The organism is Escherichia fergusonii ATCC 35469, from assembly GCF_000026225.1.
Taxonomy (GTDB): domain Bacteria; phylum Pseudomonadota; class Gammaproteobacteria; order Enterobacterales; family Enterobacteriaceae; genus Escherichia; species Escherichia fergusonii.
Genome location: NC_011740.1, coordinates 62,135 through 80,356, shown reverse-complemented (window position 1 = coordinate 80,356; position 18,222 = coordinate 62,135). Strand labels below are relative to the sequence as shown.

12 protein-coding genes are annotated in these 18,222 nt (G+C 53.1%); 10 read left to right on the top strand and 2 right to left on the bottom strand.

The features are described 5' to 3' along the window. Nucleotides 1–220: 220 nt before the first annotated feature. Nucleotides 221–1,066 carry an arabinose operon transcriptional regulator AraC gene (gene araC, locus EFER_RS00615; protein ID WP_000840169.1) on the bottom strand — a complete coding sequence of 282 codons (846 nt, stop codon included), beginning with the start codon at nucleotides 1,064–1,066 and terminating at the stop codon, nucleotides 221–223. A 337-nt stretch (nucleotides 1,067–1,403) separates the two neighbouring features. Here araC and araB point away from each other — a divergent pair, with 337 nt between their 5' ends. The 6 genes from araB to rluA all read left to right on the top strand — a co-directional run bounded on the left by araB (nucleotide 1,404) and on the right by rluA (nucleotide 11,582). Beyond that, nucleotides 1,404–3,104, top strand: a complete 1,701-nt coding sequence (gene araB / locus EFER_RS00610) for a ribulokinase (RefSeq protein WP_000951831.1) — start codon at nucleotides 1,404–1,406, stop codon at nucleotides 3,102–3,104. Nucleotides 3,105–3,114: 10 nt separating this feature from the next. Further along, complete coding sequence (gene araA, locus EFER_RS00605) at nucleotides 3,115–4,617, top strand: L-arabinose isomerase (RefSeq protein WP_000151711.1); 1,503 nt, start codon at nucleotides 3,115–3,117, stop codon at nucleotides 4,615–4,617. Nucleotides 4,618–4,719: 102 nt separating this feature from the next. Further along, nucleotides 4,720–5,415 carry an L-ribulose-5-phosphate 4-epimerase gene (araD, locus tag EFER_RS00600; protein ID WP_000888703.1) on the top strand — a complete coding sequence of 232 codons (696 nt, stop codon included), beginning with the start codon at nucleotides 4,720–4,722 and terminating at the stop codon, nucleotides 5,413–5,415. A 74-nt stretch (nucleotides 5,416–5,489) separates the two neighbouring features. Continuing rightward, nucleotides 5,490–7,841 (top strand): DNA polymerase II, encoded by a 2,352-nt coding sequence (gene polB, locus EFER_RS00595; RefSeq protein WP_000035706.1) that lies wholly within the window; start codon nucleotides 5,490–5,492, stop codon nucleotides 7,839–7,841. 163 nt (nucleotides 7,842–8,004) lie between these two features. Then, entirely contained in the window at nucleotides 8,005–10,911 is a 2,907-nt protein-coding gene (gene rapA / locus EFER_RS00590; RefSeq protein ID WP_001117032.1) for an RNA polymerase-associated protein RapA, read from the top strand. Between the two features lie 11 nt (nucleotides 10,912–10,922). Then, nucleotides 10,923–11,582 (top strand): bifunctional tRNA pseudouridine(32) synthase/23S rRNA pseudouridine(746) synthase RluA, encoded by a 660-nt coding sequence (gene rluA, locus EFER_RS00585; RefSeq protein WP_000525176.1) that lies wholly within the window; start codon nucleotides 10,923–10,925, stop codon nucleotides 11,580–11,582. Nucleotides 11,583–11,652: 70 nt separating this feature from the next. Here the strand turns inward: rluA and djlA are convergent, their stop codons facing one another. Next, on the bottom strand, nucleotides 11,653–12,468 hold the full coding sequence (gene djlA / locus EFER_RS00580) for a co-chaperone DjlA (protein WP_001200589.1): 816 nt from the start codon (nucleotides 12,466–12,468) through the stop codon (nucleotides 11,653–11,655). A gap of 254 nt (nucleotides 12,469–12,722) precedes the next feature. Between djlA and lptD the strand changes: the two genes are divergently transcribed. Genes lptD through rsmA form a run of 4 tightly spaced genes read left to right on the top strand, consistent with a single transcriptional unit; the run spans nucleotide 12,723 to nucleotide 18,221 of the window. Beyond that, nucleotides 12,723–15,074 carry an LPS assembly protein LptD gene (gene lptD / locus EFER_RS00575; RefSeq protein WP_000746135.1) on the top strand — a complete coding sequence of 784 codons (2,352 nt, stop codon included), beginning with the start codon at nucleotides 12,723–12,725 and terminating at the stop codon, nucleotides 15,072–15,074. 53 nt (nucleotides 15,075–15,127) lie between these two features. Next, on the top strand, nucleotides 15,128–16,414 hold the full coding sequence (gene surA / locus EFER_RS00570) for a peptidylprolyl isomerase SurA (RefSeq protein WP_000800490.1): 1,287 nt from the start codon (nucleotides 15,128–15,130) through the stop codon (nucleotides 16,412–16,414). After that, nucleotides 16,414–17,403 carry a 4-hydroxythreonine-4-phosphate dehydrogenase PdxA gene (gene pdxA, locus EFER_RS00565; protein WP_000241248.1) on the top strand — a complete coding sequence of 330 codons (990 nt, stop codon included), beginning with the start codon at nucleotides 16,414–16,416 and terminating at the stop codon, nucleotides 17,401–17,403. Before surA ends, pdxA begins: the two co-directional genes overlap by 1 nt. Then, complete coding sequence (gene rsmA, locus EFER_RS00560) at nucleotides 17,400–18,221, top strand: 16S rRNA (adenine(1518)-N(6)/adenine(1519)-N(6))-dimethyltransferase RsmA (protein WP_001065388.1); 822 nt, start codon at nucleotides 17,400–17,402, stop codon at nucleotides 18,219–18,221. The genes pdxA and rsmA overlap by 4 nt, the downstream gene beginning before the upstream one ends. The last annotated feature ends 1 nt before the right edge of the window (nucleotide 18,222 follow it).

Genomic DNA, 18,222 nt, shown 5'->3' with positions numbered 1-18,222 from the left:
AGTCTTCCTTTTTGATTTTATTATCACTAAAAAACAAATTATTAACGGGAGTTTTATCAAGAAAAAAACAGACAAACAAAAACAAACAAAAATATTATTCAGGCGAAACGATTCACCTAAAAATAATTAATATTTGGTTGATAAATAAAAGAAAATTTATTATGCGAAATATATATAAATAACGTCGGGTGATGAAAGAAGGAGGTCCCCTTCTTTCTTATTATTCACATCCTGCTCTAAACTCGCTCGGGCTTGCACCAGTACATTTTTTAAATACTCTGGAAAAATAAAGCTGATCGTCAAAGCCAACATTACGTCCCACAGTAGCGATAGGCATACGTGTCGTGCTAAGTAACAGTTTCGCCTGACTGATACGCTGATCTTCACGCCAGCTTAATACGCTGATCCCTAATTGCTGGCGAAACAGATGTGAAAGACGCGATGGCGAAAGACAAACGTGCTTAGCCACACTGGCAATATCAAAATGGCTATCTGCCAGATGGTCGCTAATATACTGGCAGGCGTCACGTACCCGGTTATCCATCGGTGGATGCAAAGATTCATTAATGGCTGCCATGCGTCGTAATAGCAGTTGCTCCAGCAGATTAATCGCCAGCAGCTCCGAGTAACGCCCTTCCCCTTGCCCGGCACTGATAATCTGTCCAAACAGTTCGTTAAAGTGCGGCTGGTGCGCTTCATCCGGGCGATAAAAGCCGGTATGGGCAAATATCGTCGGCCAGTTTAGCCACTCCTGCCAGTACGCGCGGGGGCGAAAATAGACCCACTGGTGATACCATTCACAGGCTCCCGGATGGCGTCCGTAGTGATGAATTTCTCCAGGTGGGAAAAGTAGAATATCGCCCGGTCGGCAAATAAATTGCTGATCTCTATTATTGATTATCCCTTCGCCACGCAACGTGAGATTGAGGATATATCCTTTCATGCCCAACGGCCTGTCGATATAAAAATCGAGATAACCATTTGCCTCAATCGGTGTTAATCCAGCAACCAGATGGGCATTAAAAGAGTAACCTGGCAGCAGTGGATCGTTTTGTGGTTCAGCCATATTTCATAACTCCCGGTACGGAGAGAAGAAACAAATTGTCCATATCAAGACAAACATGTGCATTTAAGCTTCGACTGGAATCACTCGTCTGACCATCAGCCCGGCAAACCCGCAGGTAAAAAGCACTGGCTCACAAACGCGCCCGCAGCGATAACGAAAACGTGTAACAGAAGTGTCTATAAGTACAGCCATCTTGTCCACACAGGAACTTTGCTCAGCGTCACACTTTGTGATGCCATAGCATTTTAGTCCATAAGATTAGCGGATCCTGCCTGACGGTTTTTTGCACCGATATCTACTGTTTCTCCATACCCGTTTTTTGGCATGGAGTGAGACAATGGCAATTGCGATTGGCCTCGATTTTGGCAGTGATTCTGTGCGAGCTTTGGCGGTGGACTGCGCCACCGGTGAAGAGATCGCAACCAGCGTAGAGTGGTATCCCCGTTGGCAGAAAGGGCAATTTTGTGATGCCCCGAATAACCAGTTCCGTCATCATCCGCGTGACTACATTGAGTCAATGGAAGCGGCGCTGAAAACCGTGCTGGCAGCGCTTAGTGCCGAACAGCGCGCAACCGTGGTCGGGATTGGCGTTGACACAACCGGCTCGACGCCCGCACCGATTGACGCCGACGGTAATGTACTGGCGCTGCGCCCGGAGTTTGCCGAAAACCCGAACGCGATGTTCGTATTGTGGAAAGACCACACCGCGGTTGAAGAAGCGGAAGCGATTACCCGTTTATGTCACACGCCGGGCAACGTTGACTACTCCCGCTATATTGGCGGTATTTATTCCAGCGAATGGTTCTGGGCAAAAATACTGCATGTGACTCGCCAGGACAGCGCCGTGGCGCAATCTGCCGCATCGTGGATTGAGCTGTGCGACTGGGTGCCAGCTCTGCTTTCCGGTACCACGCGCCCGCAGGATATTCGCCGCGGACGTTGCAGCGCCGGACATAAATCGCTGTGGCACGAAAGCTGGGGCGGCCTGCCGCCAGCCAGTTTCTTTGACGAACTGGACCCGATCCTCAATCGCCATTTGCCTTCCCCGCTGTTCACTGACACCTGGACTGCCGATATTCCGGTGGGCACGTTATGCCCGGAATGGGCGCAGCATCTCGGCCTGCCTGAAAGCGTGGTGATTTCCGGCGGCGCGTTTGACTGCCATATGGGCGCAGTTGGCGCAGGCGCACAGCCTAACGCTCTGGTAAAAGTTATCGGTACTTCCACCTGCGACATTCTGATTGCCGACAAACAGAGCGTTGGCGAGCGGGCAGTTAAAGGCATTTGCGGTCAGGTTGATGGCAGCGTGGTGCCTGGATTTATCGGTCTGGAAGCAGGCCAATCGGCGTTTGGTGATATCTACGCCTGGTTTGGTCGCGTTCTTGGCTGGCCGCTGGAACAGCTTGCCGCCCGGCATCCAGAACTGAAAGAGCAAATCAAAGCCAGCCAGAAACAACTGCTCCCGGCGCTGACCGAAGCATGGGCCAAAAATCCGTCTCTGGATCACCTGCCGGTAGTACTCGACTGGTTTAACGGCCGTCGCACGCCAAACGCTAACCAACGCCTGAAAGGGGTGATTACCGACCTGAACCTCGCTACCGACGCTCCGCTACTGTTCGGCGGTTTAATTGCCGCTACCGCCTTTGGCGCACGCGCAATTATGGAGTGCTTCACCGATCAGGGGATCGCCGTCAATAACGTGATGGCGCTGGGCGGCATCGCGCGGAAAAACCAGGTCATTATGCAGGCCTGCTGCGACGTGCTGAATCGCCCGCTACAAATTGTCGCCTCTGATCAGTGTTGCGCGCTCGGTGCGGCGATTTTTGCTGCCGTCGCCGCGAAAGTGCACGCAGACATCCCATCAGCACAGCAAAAAATGGCCAGTGCGGTAGAGAAAACTCTGCAACCACGCAGCGAACAGGCACAACGCTTTGAACAGCTTTATCGCCGCTATCAACAATGGGCGATGAGCGCCGAACAACATTATCTTCCAACTTCCGCCCCGGCACTGGCTGACCAGGCCGTTCCGACTCTATAAGGACTCGACGATGACGATTTTTGATAATTATGAAGTGTGGTTTGTCATTGGTAGCCAGCATCTGTATGGCCCGGAAACCCTGCATCAGGTCACCCAACATGCCGAGCACGTCGTTAATGCGCTGAATACGGAAGCGAAACTGCCCTGCAAACTGGTGCTGAAACCGCTGGGCACCACGCCGGATGAAATCACCGCTATTTGCCGCGACGCGAATTACGACGATCGTTGCGCTGGTCTGGTGGTATGGCTGCACACCTTCTCTCCAGCCAAAATGTGGATTAACGGCCTGACCATGCTCAATAAGCCGTTGCTGCAATTCCACACCCAGTTCAACGCGGTGCTGCCGTGGGACAGTATCGACATGGACTTTATGAACCTGAACCAGACTGCACATGGCGGTCGCGAGTTCGGCTTCATTGGCGCGCGTATGCGTCAGCAACATGCCGTCGTTACCGGTCACTGGCAGGATAAACAAGCACATGAGCGTATCGGCTCCTGGATGCGTCAGGCGGTATCTAAACAGGATACCCGTCATCTGAAAGTTTGCCGCTTTGGCGATAACATGCGTGAAGTGGCGGTCACTGACGGCGATAAAGTTGCCGCACAGATCAAGTTCGGTTTCTCCGTCAATACCTGGGCGGTTGGCGATCTGGTGCAGGTGGTGAACTCCATCAGCGATGGCGATGTTAACGCGCTGGTCGATGAGTACGAAAGCAGCTACACCATGACGCCTGCCACTCAAATCCACGGCGAGAAACGGCAGAATGTGCTGGAAGCGGCGCGTATTGAGCTGGGGATGAAGCGTTTCCTGGAACAAGGTGGCTTCCATGCGTTCACCACGACCTTTGAAGATTTACACGGTCTGAAACAGCTTCCTGGCCTGGCCGTGCAGCGTCTGATGCAGCAGGGCTACGGCTTTGCGGGCGAAGGCGACTGGAAAACTGCCGCCCTGCTTCGCATCATGAAGGTGATGTCAACCGGTCTGCAGGGCGGCACCTCCTTTATGGAGGACTACACCTACCACTTCGAGAAAGGTAATGACCTGGTGCTCGGCTCCCACATGCTGGAAGTCTGCCCGTCGATCGCCGCAGAAGAGAAACCGATCCTCGACGTTCAGCACCTCGGTATTGGTGGTAAAGACGACCCGGCCCGCCTAATCTTCAACACCCAAACCGGTCCGGCCATTGTCGCCAGCCTGATTGATCTCGGCGATCGTTATCGCCTGCTGGTTAACTGCATCGACACGGTGAAAACTCCGTACTCCTTGCCGAAACTGCCAGTGGCGAATGCGCTGTGGAAAGCGCAACCGGATCTGCCAACCGCTTCCGAAGCGTGGATCCTTGCCGGTGGCGCACACCATACCGTCTTCAGCCATGCGCTGAACCTCAACGATATGCGCCAGTTTGCCGAGATGCACGACATTGAAATCACGGTGATTGATAACGACACCCGCCTGCCAGCGTTTAAAGATGCACTGCGCTGGAACGAAGTGTATTACGGATTTCGTCGCTAAGTAGCCGCATCCCTGATGCGACGCTGACGCGTCTTATCTGGCCTACACGTTCCGATTTTGTAGGCCGGATAAGCAAAGCGCATCCGGCACGAAGGAGTCAACATGTTAGAAGATCTCAAACGTCAGGTTTTAGAAGCCAACCTGGCACTGCCAAAACACAACCTGGTCACGCTCACATGGGGCAACGTCAGCGCTGTTAATCGCGAGCGCGGCGTCTTTGTGATCAAACCTTCTGGCGTCGATTACAGCATCATGACCGCCGACGATATGGTCGTGGTCAGCATCGCAACCGGTGAAGTGGTTGAAGGAACGAAAAAGCCCTCCTCCGATACGCCAACTCATCGATTGCTCTATCAGGCATTCCCGTCCATTGGCGGCATTGTGCATACGCACTCCCGCCACGCCACCATCTGGGCGCAGGCGGGCCAGTCAATCCCGGCAACCGGCACCACCCACGCCGACTATTTCTACGGCTCCATTCCCTGCACCCGCAAAATGACCGATGCGGAAATCAACGGCGAATATGAATGGGAAACGGGCAAAATGATCGTCGAAACCTTCGAAAAACAGGGTATCGATGCAGCGCAAATGCCTGGCGTTCTGGTCCATTCTCACGGCCCGTTTGCATGGGGCAAAAATGCCGAAGATGCGGTGCATAACGCCATCGTGCTGGAAGAAGTCGCTTATATGGGGATTTTCTGCCGCCAGCTTGCTCCGCAACTGCCTGATATGCAGCAAACATTGCTGGATAAACACTATCTGCGTAAGCATGGTGCAAAAGCCTATTACGGCCAGTAATGACTGTATAAAACCACAGCCAGTCAACCAAAACCAGGCTATACTCAAGCCTGGTTTTTTATTGGATTTTCAGCGTGGCGCAGGCAGGTTTTATCTTAACCCGACACTGGCGGGATACCCCGCAAGGAACCGAAGTTTCCTTTTGGTTAGCGACGGACAACGGGCCGTTGCAGGTTACGCTTGCACCGCAAGAGTCCGTGGCGTTTATTCCCGCCGATCAGGTTCCCCGCACTCAGCATATTTTGCAAGGTGAACAAGGCTTTCGCCTGACGCCGCTGGCGTTAAAGGATTTTCACCGCCAGCCGGTGTATGGCCTTTACTGTCGCGCCCATCGCCAGTTGATGAATTACGAAAAGCGCCTGCGTGAAGCTGGCGTTACCGTTTACGAGGCCGATGTGCGCCCGCCAGAACGCTATCTGATGGAGCGGTTTATCACCTCACCGGTGTGGGTCGAGGGTGATATGCACAATGGCGCTATCGTTAATGCCCGTCTGAAACCGCATCCCGACTACCGCCCGCCGCTCAAGTGGGTTTCTATTGATATTGAAACCACCCGCCACGGTGAACTGTACTGCATCGGTCTGGAAGGCTGCGGGCAGCGCATCGTTTATATGCTGGGGCCGGAGAATGGCGATGCCTCCGCGCTTGATTTCGAACTGGAGTACGTCGCCAGTCGTCCGCAGCTGCTGGAAAAACTCAACGCCTGGTTTGCTAACCACGATCCTGATGTGATCATCGGCTGGAACGTGGTGCAGTTCGATCTGCGAATGCTGCAAAAACATGCCGAGCGCTACCGTATTCCACTGCGTCTGGGGCGCGATAACAGTGAGCTGGAGTGGCGCGAGCACGGCTTTAAAAACGGCGTCTTTTTTGCCCAGGCCAAAGGGCGGCTAATTATCGACGGTATCGAGGCGCTGAAATCTGCATTCTGGAATTTCTCTTCGTTCTCGCTGGAAACCGTCGCTCAGGAGTTATTAGGCGAAGGAAAATCTATCGATAACCCGTGGGATCGGATGGACGAAATTGACCGCCGTTTCGCCGAAGATAAACCTGCGCTGGCGACTTATAACCTGAAAGATTGCGAGCTGGTGACGCAGATCTTCCACAAAACTGAAATCATGCCGTTTCTACTCGAACGAGCGACGGTTAACGGCCTGCCGGTAGATCGGCACGGGGGGTCGGTGGCAGCGTTTGGTCATCTCTATTTTCCCCGAATGCATCGCGCTGGTTATGTCGCGCCTAATCTCGGCGAAGTGCCGCCGCACGCCAGCCCTGGCGGCTATGTGATGGATTCGCGGCCTGGGCTTTATGATTCGGTACTGGTGCTGGACTACAAAAGCCTGTACCCCTCGATCATCCGCACCTATCTGATTGATCCCGTCGGGCTGGTGGAAGGCATGGCGCAGCCTGATCCAGAGCACAGCACCGAAGGCTTTCTCGATGCCTGGTTCTCGCGGGAGAAACATTGCCTGCCGGAGATTGTGACTAACATCTGGCACGGGCGCGATGAAGCCAAACGCCAGGGCAATAAGCCACTGTCGCAGGCGCTGAAGATCATCATGAATGCCTTTTATGGCGTGCTCGGGACTACCGCCTGTCGCTTCTTCGATCCCCGCCTGGCGTCGTCAATCACCATGCGTGGTCATCAGATCATGCGGCAAACCAAAGCGTTGATTGAAGCGCAGGGCTATGACGTAATCTACGGCGATACTGACTCAACGTTTGTCTGGCTGAAAGGCGCGCACTCCGAAGAAGAAGCGGCGAAAATCGGTCGTGCACTGGTGCAGCACGTTAACGCCTGGTGGGCAGAAACGTTGCAACAGCAACGGCTGACTAGCGCACTGGAATTGGAGTATGAAACCCATTTCTGCCGTTTTCTGATGCCAACCATTCGCGGAGCCGATACGGGCAGCAAAAAGCGATATGCCGGGCTGATTCAGGAGGGCGATAAACAGCGGATGGTGTTTAAAGGGCTGGAAACCGTGCGCACCGACTGGACACCGCTGGCCCAGCAGTTTCAGCAGGAGCTATACCTACTTATCTTCCGCAACGAGCCATATCAGGAATACGTTCGCGAAACCATCGACAAACTGATGGCTGGCGAACTGGATGCACGGCTGGTTTACCGTAAACGCCTTCGCCGTCCACTGAGCGAATACCAGCGTAATGTGCCGCCTCATGTACGCGCCGCACGCCTTGCCGATGAAGAAAACCAAAAGCGTGGTCGCCCCTTGCAATATCAGAACCGCGGCACCATTAAGTATGTATGGACCACCAACGGCCCGGAGCCGCTGGACTACCAACGTTCACCGCTGGATTACGAACACTATCTGACCCGCCAGCTACAACCCGTGGCGGAGGGAATACTCCCTTTTATTGAGGATAATTTTGCTACACTTATGACCGGGCAACTTGGGCTATTTTGAGCAAAAAAAGAGTTCGCCAGATACCATTTTGATGCGTGACGAATGCTTTGCCATCCAGTACCATAGCGCCCTTTCCATTCCTGGACCTGAATAACGCCACTACCTCATAAGCACGGTAGCGGGTGGTTATTGCCTGCAATTAAAGATATAGAGCCGAACACATATGCCTTTTACACTTGGTCAACGCTGGATCAGCGATACAGAAAGCGAATTGGGACTTGGAACCGTTGTCGCGGTGGATGCGCGAACTGTCACTTTACTTTTCCCATCTACTGGTGAAAACCGTCTGTACGCACGCAGTGATTCCCCCGTGACCCGCGTGATGTTCAACCCTGGTGATACCATTACCAGCCATGACGGCTGGCAGATGCAAGTCGAAGAAGTAAAAGAAGAAAATGGCTTGCTGACCTATATCGGTACTCGCCTGGATACTGAAGAGTCCGGCGTAGCCCTGCGTGAAGTTTTCCTTGATAGCAAACTGGTGTTCAGCAAACCGCAGGACCGTCTGTTTGCCGGGCAGATTGACCGTATGGACCGCTTTGCGCTGCGTTATCGCGCACGTAAATATTCCAGCGAACAGTTCCGTATGCCGTACAGCGGCCTGCGCGGTCAGCGTACCAGTCTGATCCCGCATCAGCTCAACATCGCTCATGATGTTGGCCGCCGCCATGCGCCGCGCGTCCTGCTGGCTGACGAAGTGGGTTTAGGGAAAACCATTGAAGCCGGGATGATCCTGCATCAGCAACTGCTCTCTGGCGCTGCTGAACGTGTACTGATTATCGTCCCGGAAACCTTACAGCATCAGTGGCTGGTAGAAATGCTGCGCCGTTTCAACCTGCGCTTTGCGCTGTTTGATGATGAGCGTTATGCCGAAGCTCAGCACGATGCTTACAACCCGTTCGACACCGAACAGCTGGTCATTTGCTCGCTGGATTTTGCCCGTCGTAGCAAACAGCGTCTGGAACATCTCTGTGAAGCCGAATGGGACCTGCTGGTGGTCGATGAAGCGCATCACCTGGTGTGGAGCGAAGATGCGCCGAGCCGTGAATATCAGGCCATTGAACAACTGGCAGAGCATGTGCCCGGCGTTCTGCTGCTGACTGCGACCCCGGAACAACTGGGGATGGAAAGCCACTTCGCCCGTCTGCGCCTGCTGGACCCGAACCGTTTCCACGATTTCGCGCAGTTCGTTGAAGAGCAGAAAAATTATCGTCCGGTAGCAGATGCCGTTGCCATGCTGCTGGCAGGTAACAAACTCAGCAATGACGAACTGAACATGCTCGGTGAGATGATCGGCGAGCAGGATATTGAGCCGTTACTGCAGGCGGCAAACAGCAACAGCGAAGATGCCCAGAGCGCCCGTCAGGAACTGGTTTCCATGCTGATGGATCGCCACGGCACCAGCCGCGTGCTGTTCCGTAACACCCGTAACGGCGTTAAAGGCTTCCCGAAACGCGAGCTACACACTATTAAACTGCCGCTGCCGACGCAGTATCAGACGGCGATTAAAGTGTCCGGCATTATGGGCGCACGTAAAAGTGCGGAAGACCGCGCTCGCGATATGCTCTACCCGGAGCGTATTTATCAAGAATTTGAAGGCGATAACGCCACCTGGTGGAACTTCGACCCGCGCGTTGAGTGGCTGATGGGCTACCTGACCAGCCATCGCTCACAGAAAGTGCTGGTGATCTGCGCTAAAGCCGCTACCGCGCTGCAACTGGAGCAGGTACTGCGCGAGCGTGAAGGTATCCGCGCTGCGGTGTTCCACGAAGGCATGTCGATTATTGAGCGTGACCGCGCTGCGGCATGGTTTGCCGAAGAAGACACCGGCGCGCAGGTGCTGCTGTGTTCGGAAATTGGTTCTGAAGGGCGTAACTTCCAGTTCGCCAGCCACATGGTAATGTTCGATCTGCCGTTCAACCCGGATCTGCTGGAGCAGCGTATTGGTCGTCTGGATCGTATCGGTCAGGCACACGATATTCAGATCCATGTGCCTTATCTGGAAAAAACCGCTCAGTCGGTACTGGTGCGCTGGTATCACGAAGGTCTGGATGCATTCGAGCACACCTGCCCGACCGGACGCACTATCTACGATAGCGTGTATAACGATCTGATTAACTACCTGGCCTCACCGGATCAAACCGAAGGCTTTGACGATCTGATCAAAAACTGCCGCGAGCAGCACGAGGCGTTGAAGGCACAGCTGGAACAGGGTCGTGACCGCCTGCTGGAGATCCATTCCAACGGTGGCGAAAAAGCGCAGGCATTAGCTGAAAGCATTGAAGAGCAGGATGACGATACCAACCTGATCGCCTTCGCCATGAACCTGTTCGATATTATCGGTATCAATCAGGACGATCGCGGCGACAACATGATCGTGCTGACGCCGTCCGATCATATGCTGGTGCCGGACTTCCCTGGCCTGTCGGAAGATGGCATCACCATTACCTTCGACCGTGAAGTGGCGCTGGCGCGTGAAGATGCGCAGTTTATTACCTGGGAGCATCCGCTGATCCGCAACGGTCTGGATCTGATCCTCTCTGGCGATACCGGTAGCAGCACGATTTCACTGTTGAAAAACAAAGCGTTGCCGGTAGGTACGCTGTTGGTGGAGCTGATTTATGTCGTTGAAGCCCAGGCTCCGAAGCAGTTGCAGCTCAACCGCTTCCTGCCACCGACGCCGGTACGTATGCTACTGGATAAAAACGGCAACAACCTGGCAGCGCAGGTGGAGTTTGAAACCTTTAACCGTCAGCTTAACGCGGTTAACCGCCACACTGGCAGCAAGCTGGTTAATGCCGTGCAGCAGGATGTTCACGCTATCCTTCAGCTGGGTGAAGCGCAGATCGAGAAATCTGCCCGTGCATTGATTGATGCAGCACGTAACGAAGCCGACGAAAAACTGTCTGCCGAGCTGTCTCGTCTGGAAGCTCTGCGCGCAGTGAACCCGAACATTCGTGACGATGAACTGACCGCCATTGAGAGCAACCGTCAGCAGGTAATGGAAAGCCTGGATCAGGCAGGTTGGCGTCTGGATGCCCTGCGTTTGATCGTTGTGACGCATCAGTAACGGAGCCTAAAATGGGGATGGAAAACTACAATCCGCCGCAGGAACCCTGGCTGGTTATCCTGTATCAGGATGACCACATTATGGTGGTCAACAAGCCGAGCGGCTTGTTATCGGTGCCGGGGCGTCTGGAGGAGCACAAAGACAGCGTGATGACGCGCATTCAGCGTGATTATCCGCAGGCGGAATCGGTGCATCGTCTGGATATGGCTACCAGCGGCGTGATTGTAGTGGCGCTGACCAAAGCCGCGGAGCGGGAATTAAAACGCCAGTTCCGCGAGCGCGAGCCGAAAAAGCAGTATGTGGCCCGCGTCTGGGGGCACCCATCCCCAGCGGAAGGTCTGGTCGATCTGCCGCTGATTTGCGACTGGCCAAACCGCCCGAAACAGAAAGTCTGTTACGAAACGGGTAAACCTGCGCAGACGGAATATGAAGTGGTGGAGTATGCTGCGGATAACACAGCAAGAGTGGTGTTAAAACCGATTACCGGGCGTTCGCATCAGCTGCGTGTGCATATGCTGGCGCTGGGCCATCCGATTCTCGGCGATCGTTTTTATGCATCACCAGAAGCCAGGGCAATGGCACCACGTTTACTGCTACATGCAGAGATGTTGACGATTACCCATCCGGCATATGGCAATAGTATGACGTTTAAGGCGCCCGCGGATTTTTAATAGTCTCGGTAGCGCGATTAGGTAGGCAGGAGAAGGCGTTAAGGCCTTCTCTTCTTACTCGCCCTGAAACTTATTTAAACCCTTTCTGCTGCTTTATCAGCTCATAGGCCTGCTGAATTTCCTGCGCTTTCTGCTTCGCCATCTCCATCATCTCAGGCGGCAAACCTTTTGCTACCAGCTTATCCGGATGGTGTTCACTCATCAGCTTACGGTAGGCACGTTTAATGGTGGTCGCATCATCCGTCGGCTTCACACCCAGCACATTACAGGCATCTTCCAGCGTTGGGCCTCGCTGCGCTTGCTGCCAGTTACCACCGCCAGATTGCTGCTGATAACCGCCGCCAAACTGTGCACCGCCCTGCATCATGCGCAGGAACTGGTCAAACTGAGCGCGGGAGATCCCTAATTCTTCAGCAATGACATACAGTACCGCCCGCTCATTTGGATGCAGCGAACCATCAGCAAACGCCGCCTGAATCTGGATCTCCAGAAACATACGAATTAAGTCAAAACGACCAAAGCAGACACTGCGAAACTGGCGCATCTTTTCACGCAGTGGGTAATTATCTGATTTTCCCACCCGGAATGCATTTTGCGCCGCAGTACGGGAAGCGCCATGCAGATTCATTCGATCCATCAAACGGCTGGCAATATGAATATCAGCCTCAGTGACGCGACCTTTAGATTTGGTTAAATGCCCCATCACCTCAAAAGTGGTGGCAAAAAACAGCGCCTGACGCTCACGCTGATTGGCGAACCACGCCATTTTACGGCTGCGGGCTTTATCAAACATATGGCCAATCAACAGCCCTAATACAACGCCCCAAAAACCACCGCCCATCATTAAGGCCACGGCCACGCCAATGATTTTTCCCCAATACTGCATATATTCCCCAAATCGACACTCGGATATCAGGGCTATCTCTCACAATTTAAGGCGCTTTTACCCATTTCGGGCTGCGGTCTATTGTGAGACATCGCCTATAATTTGCATTATCATACCTGTCATTCTATGCCGTGCCTAACATCACAGACACTATTCGGGCAGGATTAACACTAGCGTAGAGATGATGAGTACGTTAGTCTCTGACCGTTTGCCGCGCGCAACGTTACCGATGATGGAACAATAAAATTCAACGTATGAAAAAACGTATCCCCACCCTCCTGGCCACCATGATTGCCACCGCCCTTTACAGTCAACAGGGCCTGGCAGCCGATCTCGCCTCACAGTGTATGTTGGGCGTGCCGAGCTATGACCGTCCTCTGGTGAAGGGCGACACGAACGAACTGCCCGTGACGATTAATGCTGACGACGCCAAAGGGAATTATCCTGATGACGCAGTGTTTTCCGGCAATGTAGATATCATGCAAGGGAACAGTCGACTGCAGGCCGATGAAGTGCAACTTCATCAAAAAGAAGCACCAGGCGAGCCAGAACCGATTCGTACTGTTGATGCGCTCGGTAATGTCCATTACGACGACAACCAGGTCATTCTGAAAGGGCCAAAGGGATGGGCGAATCTGAACACCAAAGATACTAACGTCTGGGAAGGGGATTACCAGATGGTGGGTCGTCAGGGGCGCGGTAAAGCGGACCTGATGAAACAACGAGGCGAAAACCGTTATACCATTCTGGATAACGGCAGCTTTACCTCCTGCTTACCGGGGTCCGATACCTGGAGCGTGGTGGGGAGCGAAATTATCCATGACCGCGAAGAGCAAGTAGCCGAAATCTGGAACGCCCGTTTTAAAGTTGGCCCGGTGCCAATCTTCTACAGCCCCTATTTGCAGTTACCGGTGGGTGACAAACGCCGCTCCGGTTTCTTGATCCCAAACGCCAAGTACACGACCAAGAACTACTTTGAGTTCTACCTGCCATATTACTGGAACATCGCGCCAAATATGGATGCCACCATCACGCCGCATTATATGCATCGTCGTGGCAACATTATGTGGGAGAACGAGTTCCGCTACCTCTCCCAGGCGGGCGCAGGCTTGATGGAACTGGACTATCTGCCTTCAGATAAAGTCTATGAAGATGAACACCCGAACGATGATAACTCACGTCGTTGGTTATTTTACTGGCAACACTCTGGTGTAATGGATCAGGTGTGGCGCTTCAATATTGACTACACCAAAGTTAGTGATCCAAGTTATTTCAACGACTTTGATAATAAGTACGGTTCCAGTACCGACGGCTACGCTACGCAAAAATTCAGCGTCGGTTACGCAGTACAGAACTTTGACGCCACACTTTCGACCAAACAGTTTCAGGTCTTTGACGATAACAGTGGTAACAGTTACGCCGCTGAGCCGCAGTTAGACGTCAACTACTACCATAACGATCTCGGTCCGTTTGATACCCGTATCTATGGTCAGGCAGTGCATTTTGTAAATACCAATAGCAATATGCCAGAAGCCACACGTCTGCACCTTGAACCGACGATCAATCTCCCGTTGTCGAACAACTGGGGCAGTTTAAATACCGAAGCCAAACTGCTGGCGACACACTATCAGCAGACCAATCTTGACTGGTATAACGCCAGAAATACAAACAAGCTGGCTGATTCTGTTAACCGTGTAATGCCGCAATTTAAAGTTGATGGCAAAATGGTCTTTGAGCGTGACATGAATCTGCTGGCGCCTGGCTTTACCCAGACACTGGAACCACGCGCGCAGTATCTGTACGTACCCTATCGCGATCAGAGCGACATCTACAATTTCGACTCTTCTCTGTTGCAGTTTGACTATAGCGGCCTGTTCCGCGACCGTACTTATGGTGGTCTGGACCGCATCGCATCAGCAAACCAGGTTACGACCGGTGTCACATCTCGTATATATGATGAAAATGCCGTTGAACGTTTTAACGTTTCTGTTGGTCAAATCTACTATTTCAGCGAGTCTCGCACTGGCGATGACCACATAAAATGGGAGAAAGACGACGATAAAGGTTCACTGGTGTGGGCTGGTGATACTTACTGGCGAATCTCCGAGCGTTGGGGTGTACGGGGTGGTGTGCAGTACGACACTCGTCTGGATAACGTCGCGACCAGTAATGCCAGCATTGAGTACCGTCGGGATCAAGACCGTCTGGTACAGCTAAATTACCGCTATGCCAGCCCGGAATATATTCAGGCGACATTGCCACGTTATTCCACCTCTGAACAATATAATAAGGGGATTTCGCAGGTAGGTGGCGTAGCCAGTTGGCCATTTGCTGATCGCTGGTCGATTGTCGGGGCTTACTACTTCGATACCAATGTGAACAAACCAGCCGACTCCATGTTAGGCGTGCAGTACAGTTCCTGCTGTTATGCGATTCGTGTCGGTTACGAGCGTAAGCTGAACGGCTGGGATAATGATAAACAACATGCAGTTTATGACGACGTAATCGGCTTTAACATCGAACTTCGTGGCCTGAGCTCTAACTATGGCCTCGGCACGCAAGAGATGTTGCGTTCGAACATTCTGCCGTATCAAAACTCTTTGTGATTTGATTGAGTTACAACGTAATCCGCATTGCGGCTAATTGAAATGGAAAAAGTATGAAGAACTGGAAAACGCTGCTTCTCGGTATCGCCATGATCGCGAATACCAGTTTCGCTGCCCCCCAGGTAGTCGATAAAGTCGCAGCCGTCGTCAATAATGGCGTGGTGCTGGAAAGCGACGTTAATGGTTTATTGCAGTCAGTAAAACTGAATGCCGCACAAGCGGGGCAACAACTTCCTGATGATGCTACGCTGCGTCATCAGATCCTGGAACGGTTGATCATGGATCAGATCCTGCTGCAAATGGGCCAGAAAATGGGGGTGAAAATCTCCGATGAGCAGCTGGATCAGGCGATTGCTAACATCGCTAAACAAAACAACATGACGCTGGATCAGATGCGTAGCCGTCTGGCTTACGATGGGCTGAACTACAACACCTATCGTAATCAGATCCGCAAAGAGATGATTATCTCTGAAGTGCGCAACAATGAAGTTCGTCGTCGTATCTCTATCCTGCCGCAGGAAGTGGAATCTCTCGCGCAGCAGGTCGGGAATCAAAACGATGCCAGCACTGAGCTGAATCTGAGCCACATTCTGATCCCGCTGCCAGAAAATCCATCTTCTGATCAGGTGAACGAAGCAGAAAGCCAGGCGCGTGCCATTGTCGATCAAGCCCGTAACGGCGCTGATTTTGGCAAACTGGCAATCTCCTACTCTGCTGATCAACAAGCCCTGAAAGGCGGTCAGATGGGCTGGGGACGCATTCAGGAACTGCCGGGTATCTTTGCCCAGGCGTTAAGTACCGCGAAGAAAGGCGATGTTGTTGGCCCAATTCGTTCCGGTGTTGGCTTCCATATTCTGAAAGTCAACGATCTGCGTGGTGGTAGCCAAAATATCTCGGTTACCGAAGTTCATGCTCGCCATATTCTGCTGAAACCATCGCCGATTATGACCGACGAACAAGCCCGCGTGAAACTGGAGCAAATCGCTGCTGATATCAAAAGTGGTAAAACGACTTTTGCTGCCGCAGCGAAAGAGTTCTCCCAGGATCCAGGTTCTGCTAACCAGGGCGGCGATCTCGGTTGGGCAACAGCAGACATTTTTGATCCGGCGTTCCGTGACGCACTCACCCGCCTGAACAAAGGCCAAATGAGTGCACCGGTTCACTCCTCCTTTGGCTGGCATTTGATCGAGCTGCTGGATACCCGTAATGTCGATAAAACCGACGCTGCGCAGAAAGATCGTGCGTACCGCATGCTGATGAACCGTAAGTTCTCGGAAGAAGCAGCAAGCTGGATGCAGGAACAACGCGCCAGCGCCTACGTTAAAATCCTGAGCAACTAATGGTTAAAACCCAACGTGTTGTGATCACTCCCGGCGAGCCCGCCGGGATTGGCCCGGACTTAGTTGTCCAGCTTGCACAGCGTGAGTGGCCGGTCGAACTGGTTGTTTGTGCCGATGCCACTCTCCTTACCGACCGGGCAGCGATGCTCGGTTTGCCGCTCACCCTCCGCCCTTATTCCCCCAACTCCCCTGCACAACCGCAAACTGCGGGCACATTAACGCTACTTCCTGTCGCGCTACGTGAATCTGTCACTGCGGGGCAGTTAGCGGTTGAAAATGGGCATTATGTGGTGGAGACGCTGGCGCGAGCGTGTGATGGCTGTCTGAACGGTGAATTTGCTGCGCTGATCACAGGCCCCGTGCATAAAGGCGTCATTAACGACGCAGGCATTCCGTTTACCGGTCATACCGAGTTTTTCGAAGAGCGTTCGCAGGCGAAAAAAGTGGTGATGATGCTGGCAACCGAAGAACTTCGCGTGGCGCTGGCAACGACGCATTTACCGCTGCGCGATATCGCAGATGCTATCACCCCTGCGCTTTTGCACGAAGTCATTGCTATTTTGCATCACGATTTGCGGACCAAATTTGGTATTGCCGAACCGCGCATTCTGGTCTGCGGGCTAAATCCGCACGCGGGCGAAGGCGGTCATATGGGTACGGAAGAGATAGACACTATCATTCCGGTGCTCGACGAGTTACGGGTGCAGGGGATGAAACTTAAAGGGCCGCTGCCTGCCGATACCCTGTTTCAGCCGAAATATCTCGATAACGCCGACGCCGTGCTGGCGATGTACCACGATCAGGGTCTTCCCGTGCTAAAATACCAGGGCTTCGGGCGCGGTGTGAACATTACGCTGGGCCTGCCCTTTATTCGCACATCAGTGGACCACGGCACCGCACTTGAACTGGCGGGACGTGGCAAAGCAGATGTCGGCAGTTTTATTACGGCGCTTAATCTCGCCATCAAAATGATTGTTAACACCCAATGAATAATCGAGTCCACCAGGGCCACTTAGCCCGTAAACGCTTCGGGCAAAACTTTCTCAACGATCAGTTCGTGATCGACAGCATTGTTTCTGCCATTAACCCGCAGAAAGGCCAGGCAATGGTCGAAATCGGCCCCGGTCTGGCGGCATTGACCGAACCGGTCGGCGAACGTCTGGACCAGCTGACGGTCATCGAACTTGACCGCGATCTGGCGGCACGTCTGCAAACGCATCCATTCTTAGGCCCGAAACTGACTATTTATCAGCAGGATGCGATGACCTTTAACTTTGGCGAACTGGCCGAGAAAATGGGCCAGCCGCTGCGTGTTTTCGGCAACCTGCCTTATAACATCTCCACGCCGTTGATGTTCCATCTGTTTAGCTATACTGATGCCATTGCCGACATGCACTTTATGTTGCAAAAAGAGGTGGTGAATCGTCTGGTTGCAGGACCGAACAGCAAGGCGTATGGTCGATTAAGCGTCATGGCGCAATACTATTGTAACGTGATCCCGGTGCTGGAAGTACCGCCGTCAGCCTTTACACCACCACCCAAAGTGGATTCCGCCGTCGTGCGCCTGGTTCCTCATGCAACGATGCCCTACCCGGTTAAAGATGTTCGCGTGTTGAGCCGCATCACCACCGAAGCCTTTAACCAGCGTCGTAAAACCATTCGTAACAGCCTCGGCAACCTGTTTAGCGTCGAGGTATTAACAGGAATGGGGATCGACCCGGCGATGCGAGCGGAAAATATCTCTGTCGCGCAATATTGCCAGATGGCGAACTATCTGGCGGAGAACGCGCCTTTGCAGGAGAGTTAAC

Coding starts and splice junctions, on each gene's coding strand:
- pdxA (WP_000241248.1), top strand. CDS start 16,414: ATGGTTAAAACCCAACGTGTTGTGATCACTCCCGGCGAGCCCGCCGGG.
- araB (WP_000951831.1), top strand. CDS start 1,404: ATGGCAATTGCGATTGGCCTCGATTTTGGCAGTGATTCTGTGCGAGCT.
- rluA (WP_000525176.1), top strand. CDS start 10,923: ATGGGGATGGAAAACTACAATCCGCCGCAGGAACCCTGGCTGGTTATC.
- djlA (WP_001200589.1), bottom strand. CDS start 12,468: ATGCAGTATTGGGGAAAAATCATTGGCGTGGCCGTGGCCTTAATGATG.
- lptD (WP_000746135.1), top strand. CDS start 12,723: ATGAAAAAACGTATCCCCACCCTCCTGGCCACCATGATTGCCACCGCC.
- araA (WP_000151711.1), top strand. CDS start 3,115: ATGACGATTTTTGATAATTATGAAGTGTGGTTTGTCATTGGTAGCCAG.
- araC (WP_000840169.1), bottom strand. CDS start 1,066: ATGGCTGAACCACAAAACGATCCACTGCTGCCAGGTTACTCTTTTAAT.
- rapA (WP_001117032.1), top strand. CDS start 8,005: ATGCCTTTTACACTTGGTCAACGCTGGATCAGCGATACAGAAAGCGAA.
- rsmA (WP_001065388.1), top strand. CDS start 17,400: ATGAATAATCGAGTCCACCAGGGCCACTTAGCCCGTAAACGCTTCGGG.
- araD (WP_000888703.1), top strand. CDS start 4,720: ATGTTAGAAGATCTCAAACGTCAGGTTTTAGAAGCCAACCTGGCACTG.
- surA (WP_000800490.1), top strand. CDS start 15,128: ATGAAGAACTGGAAAACGCTGCTTCTCGGTATCGCCATGATCGCGAAT.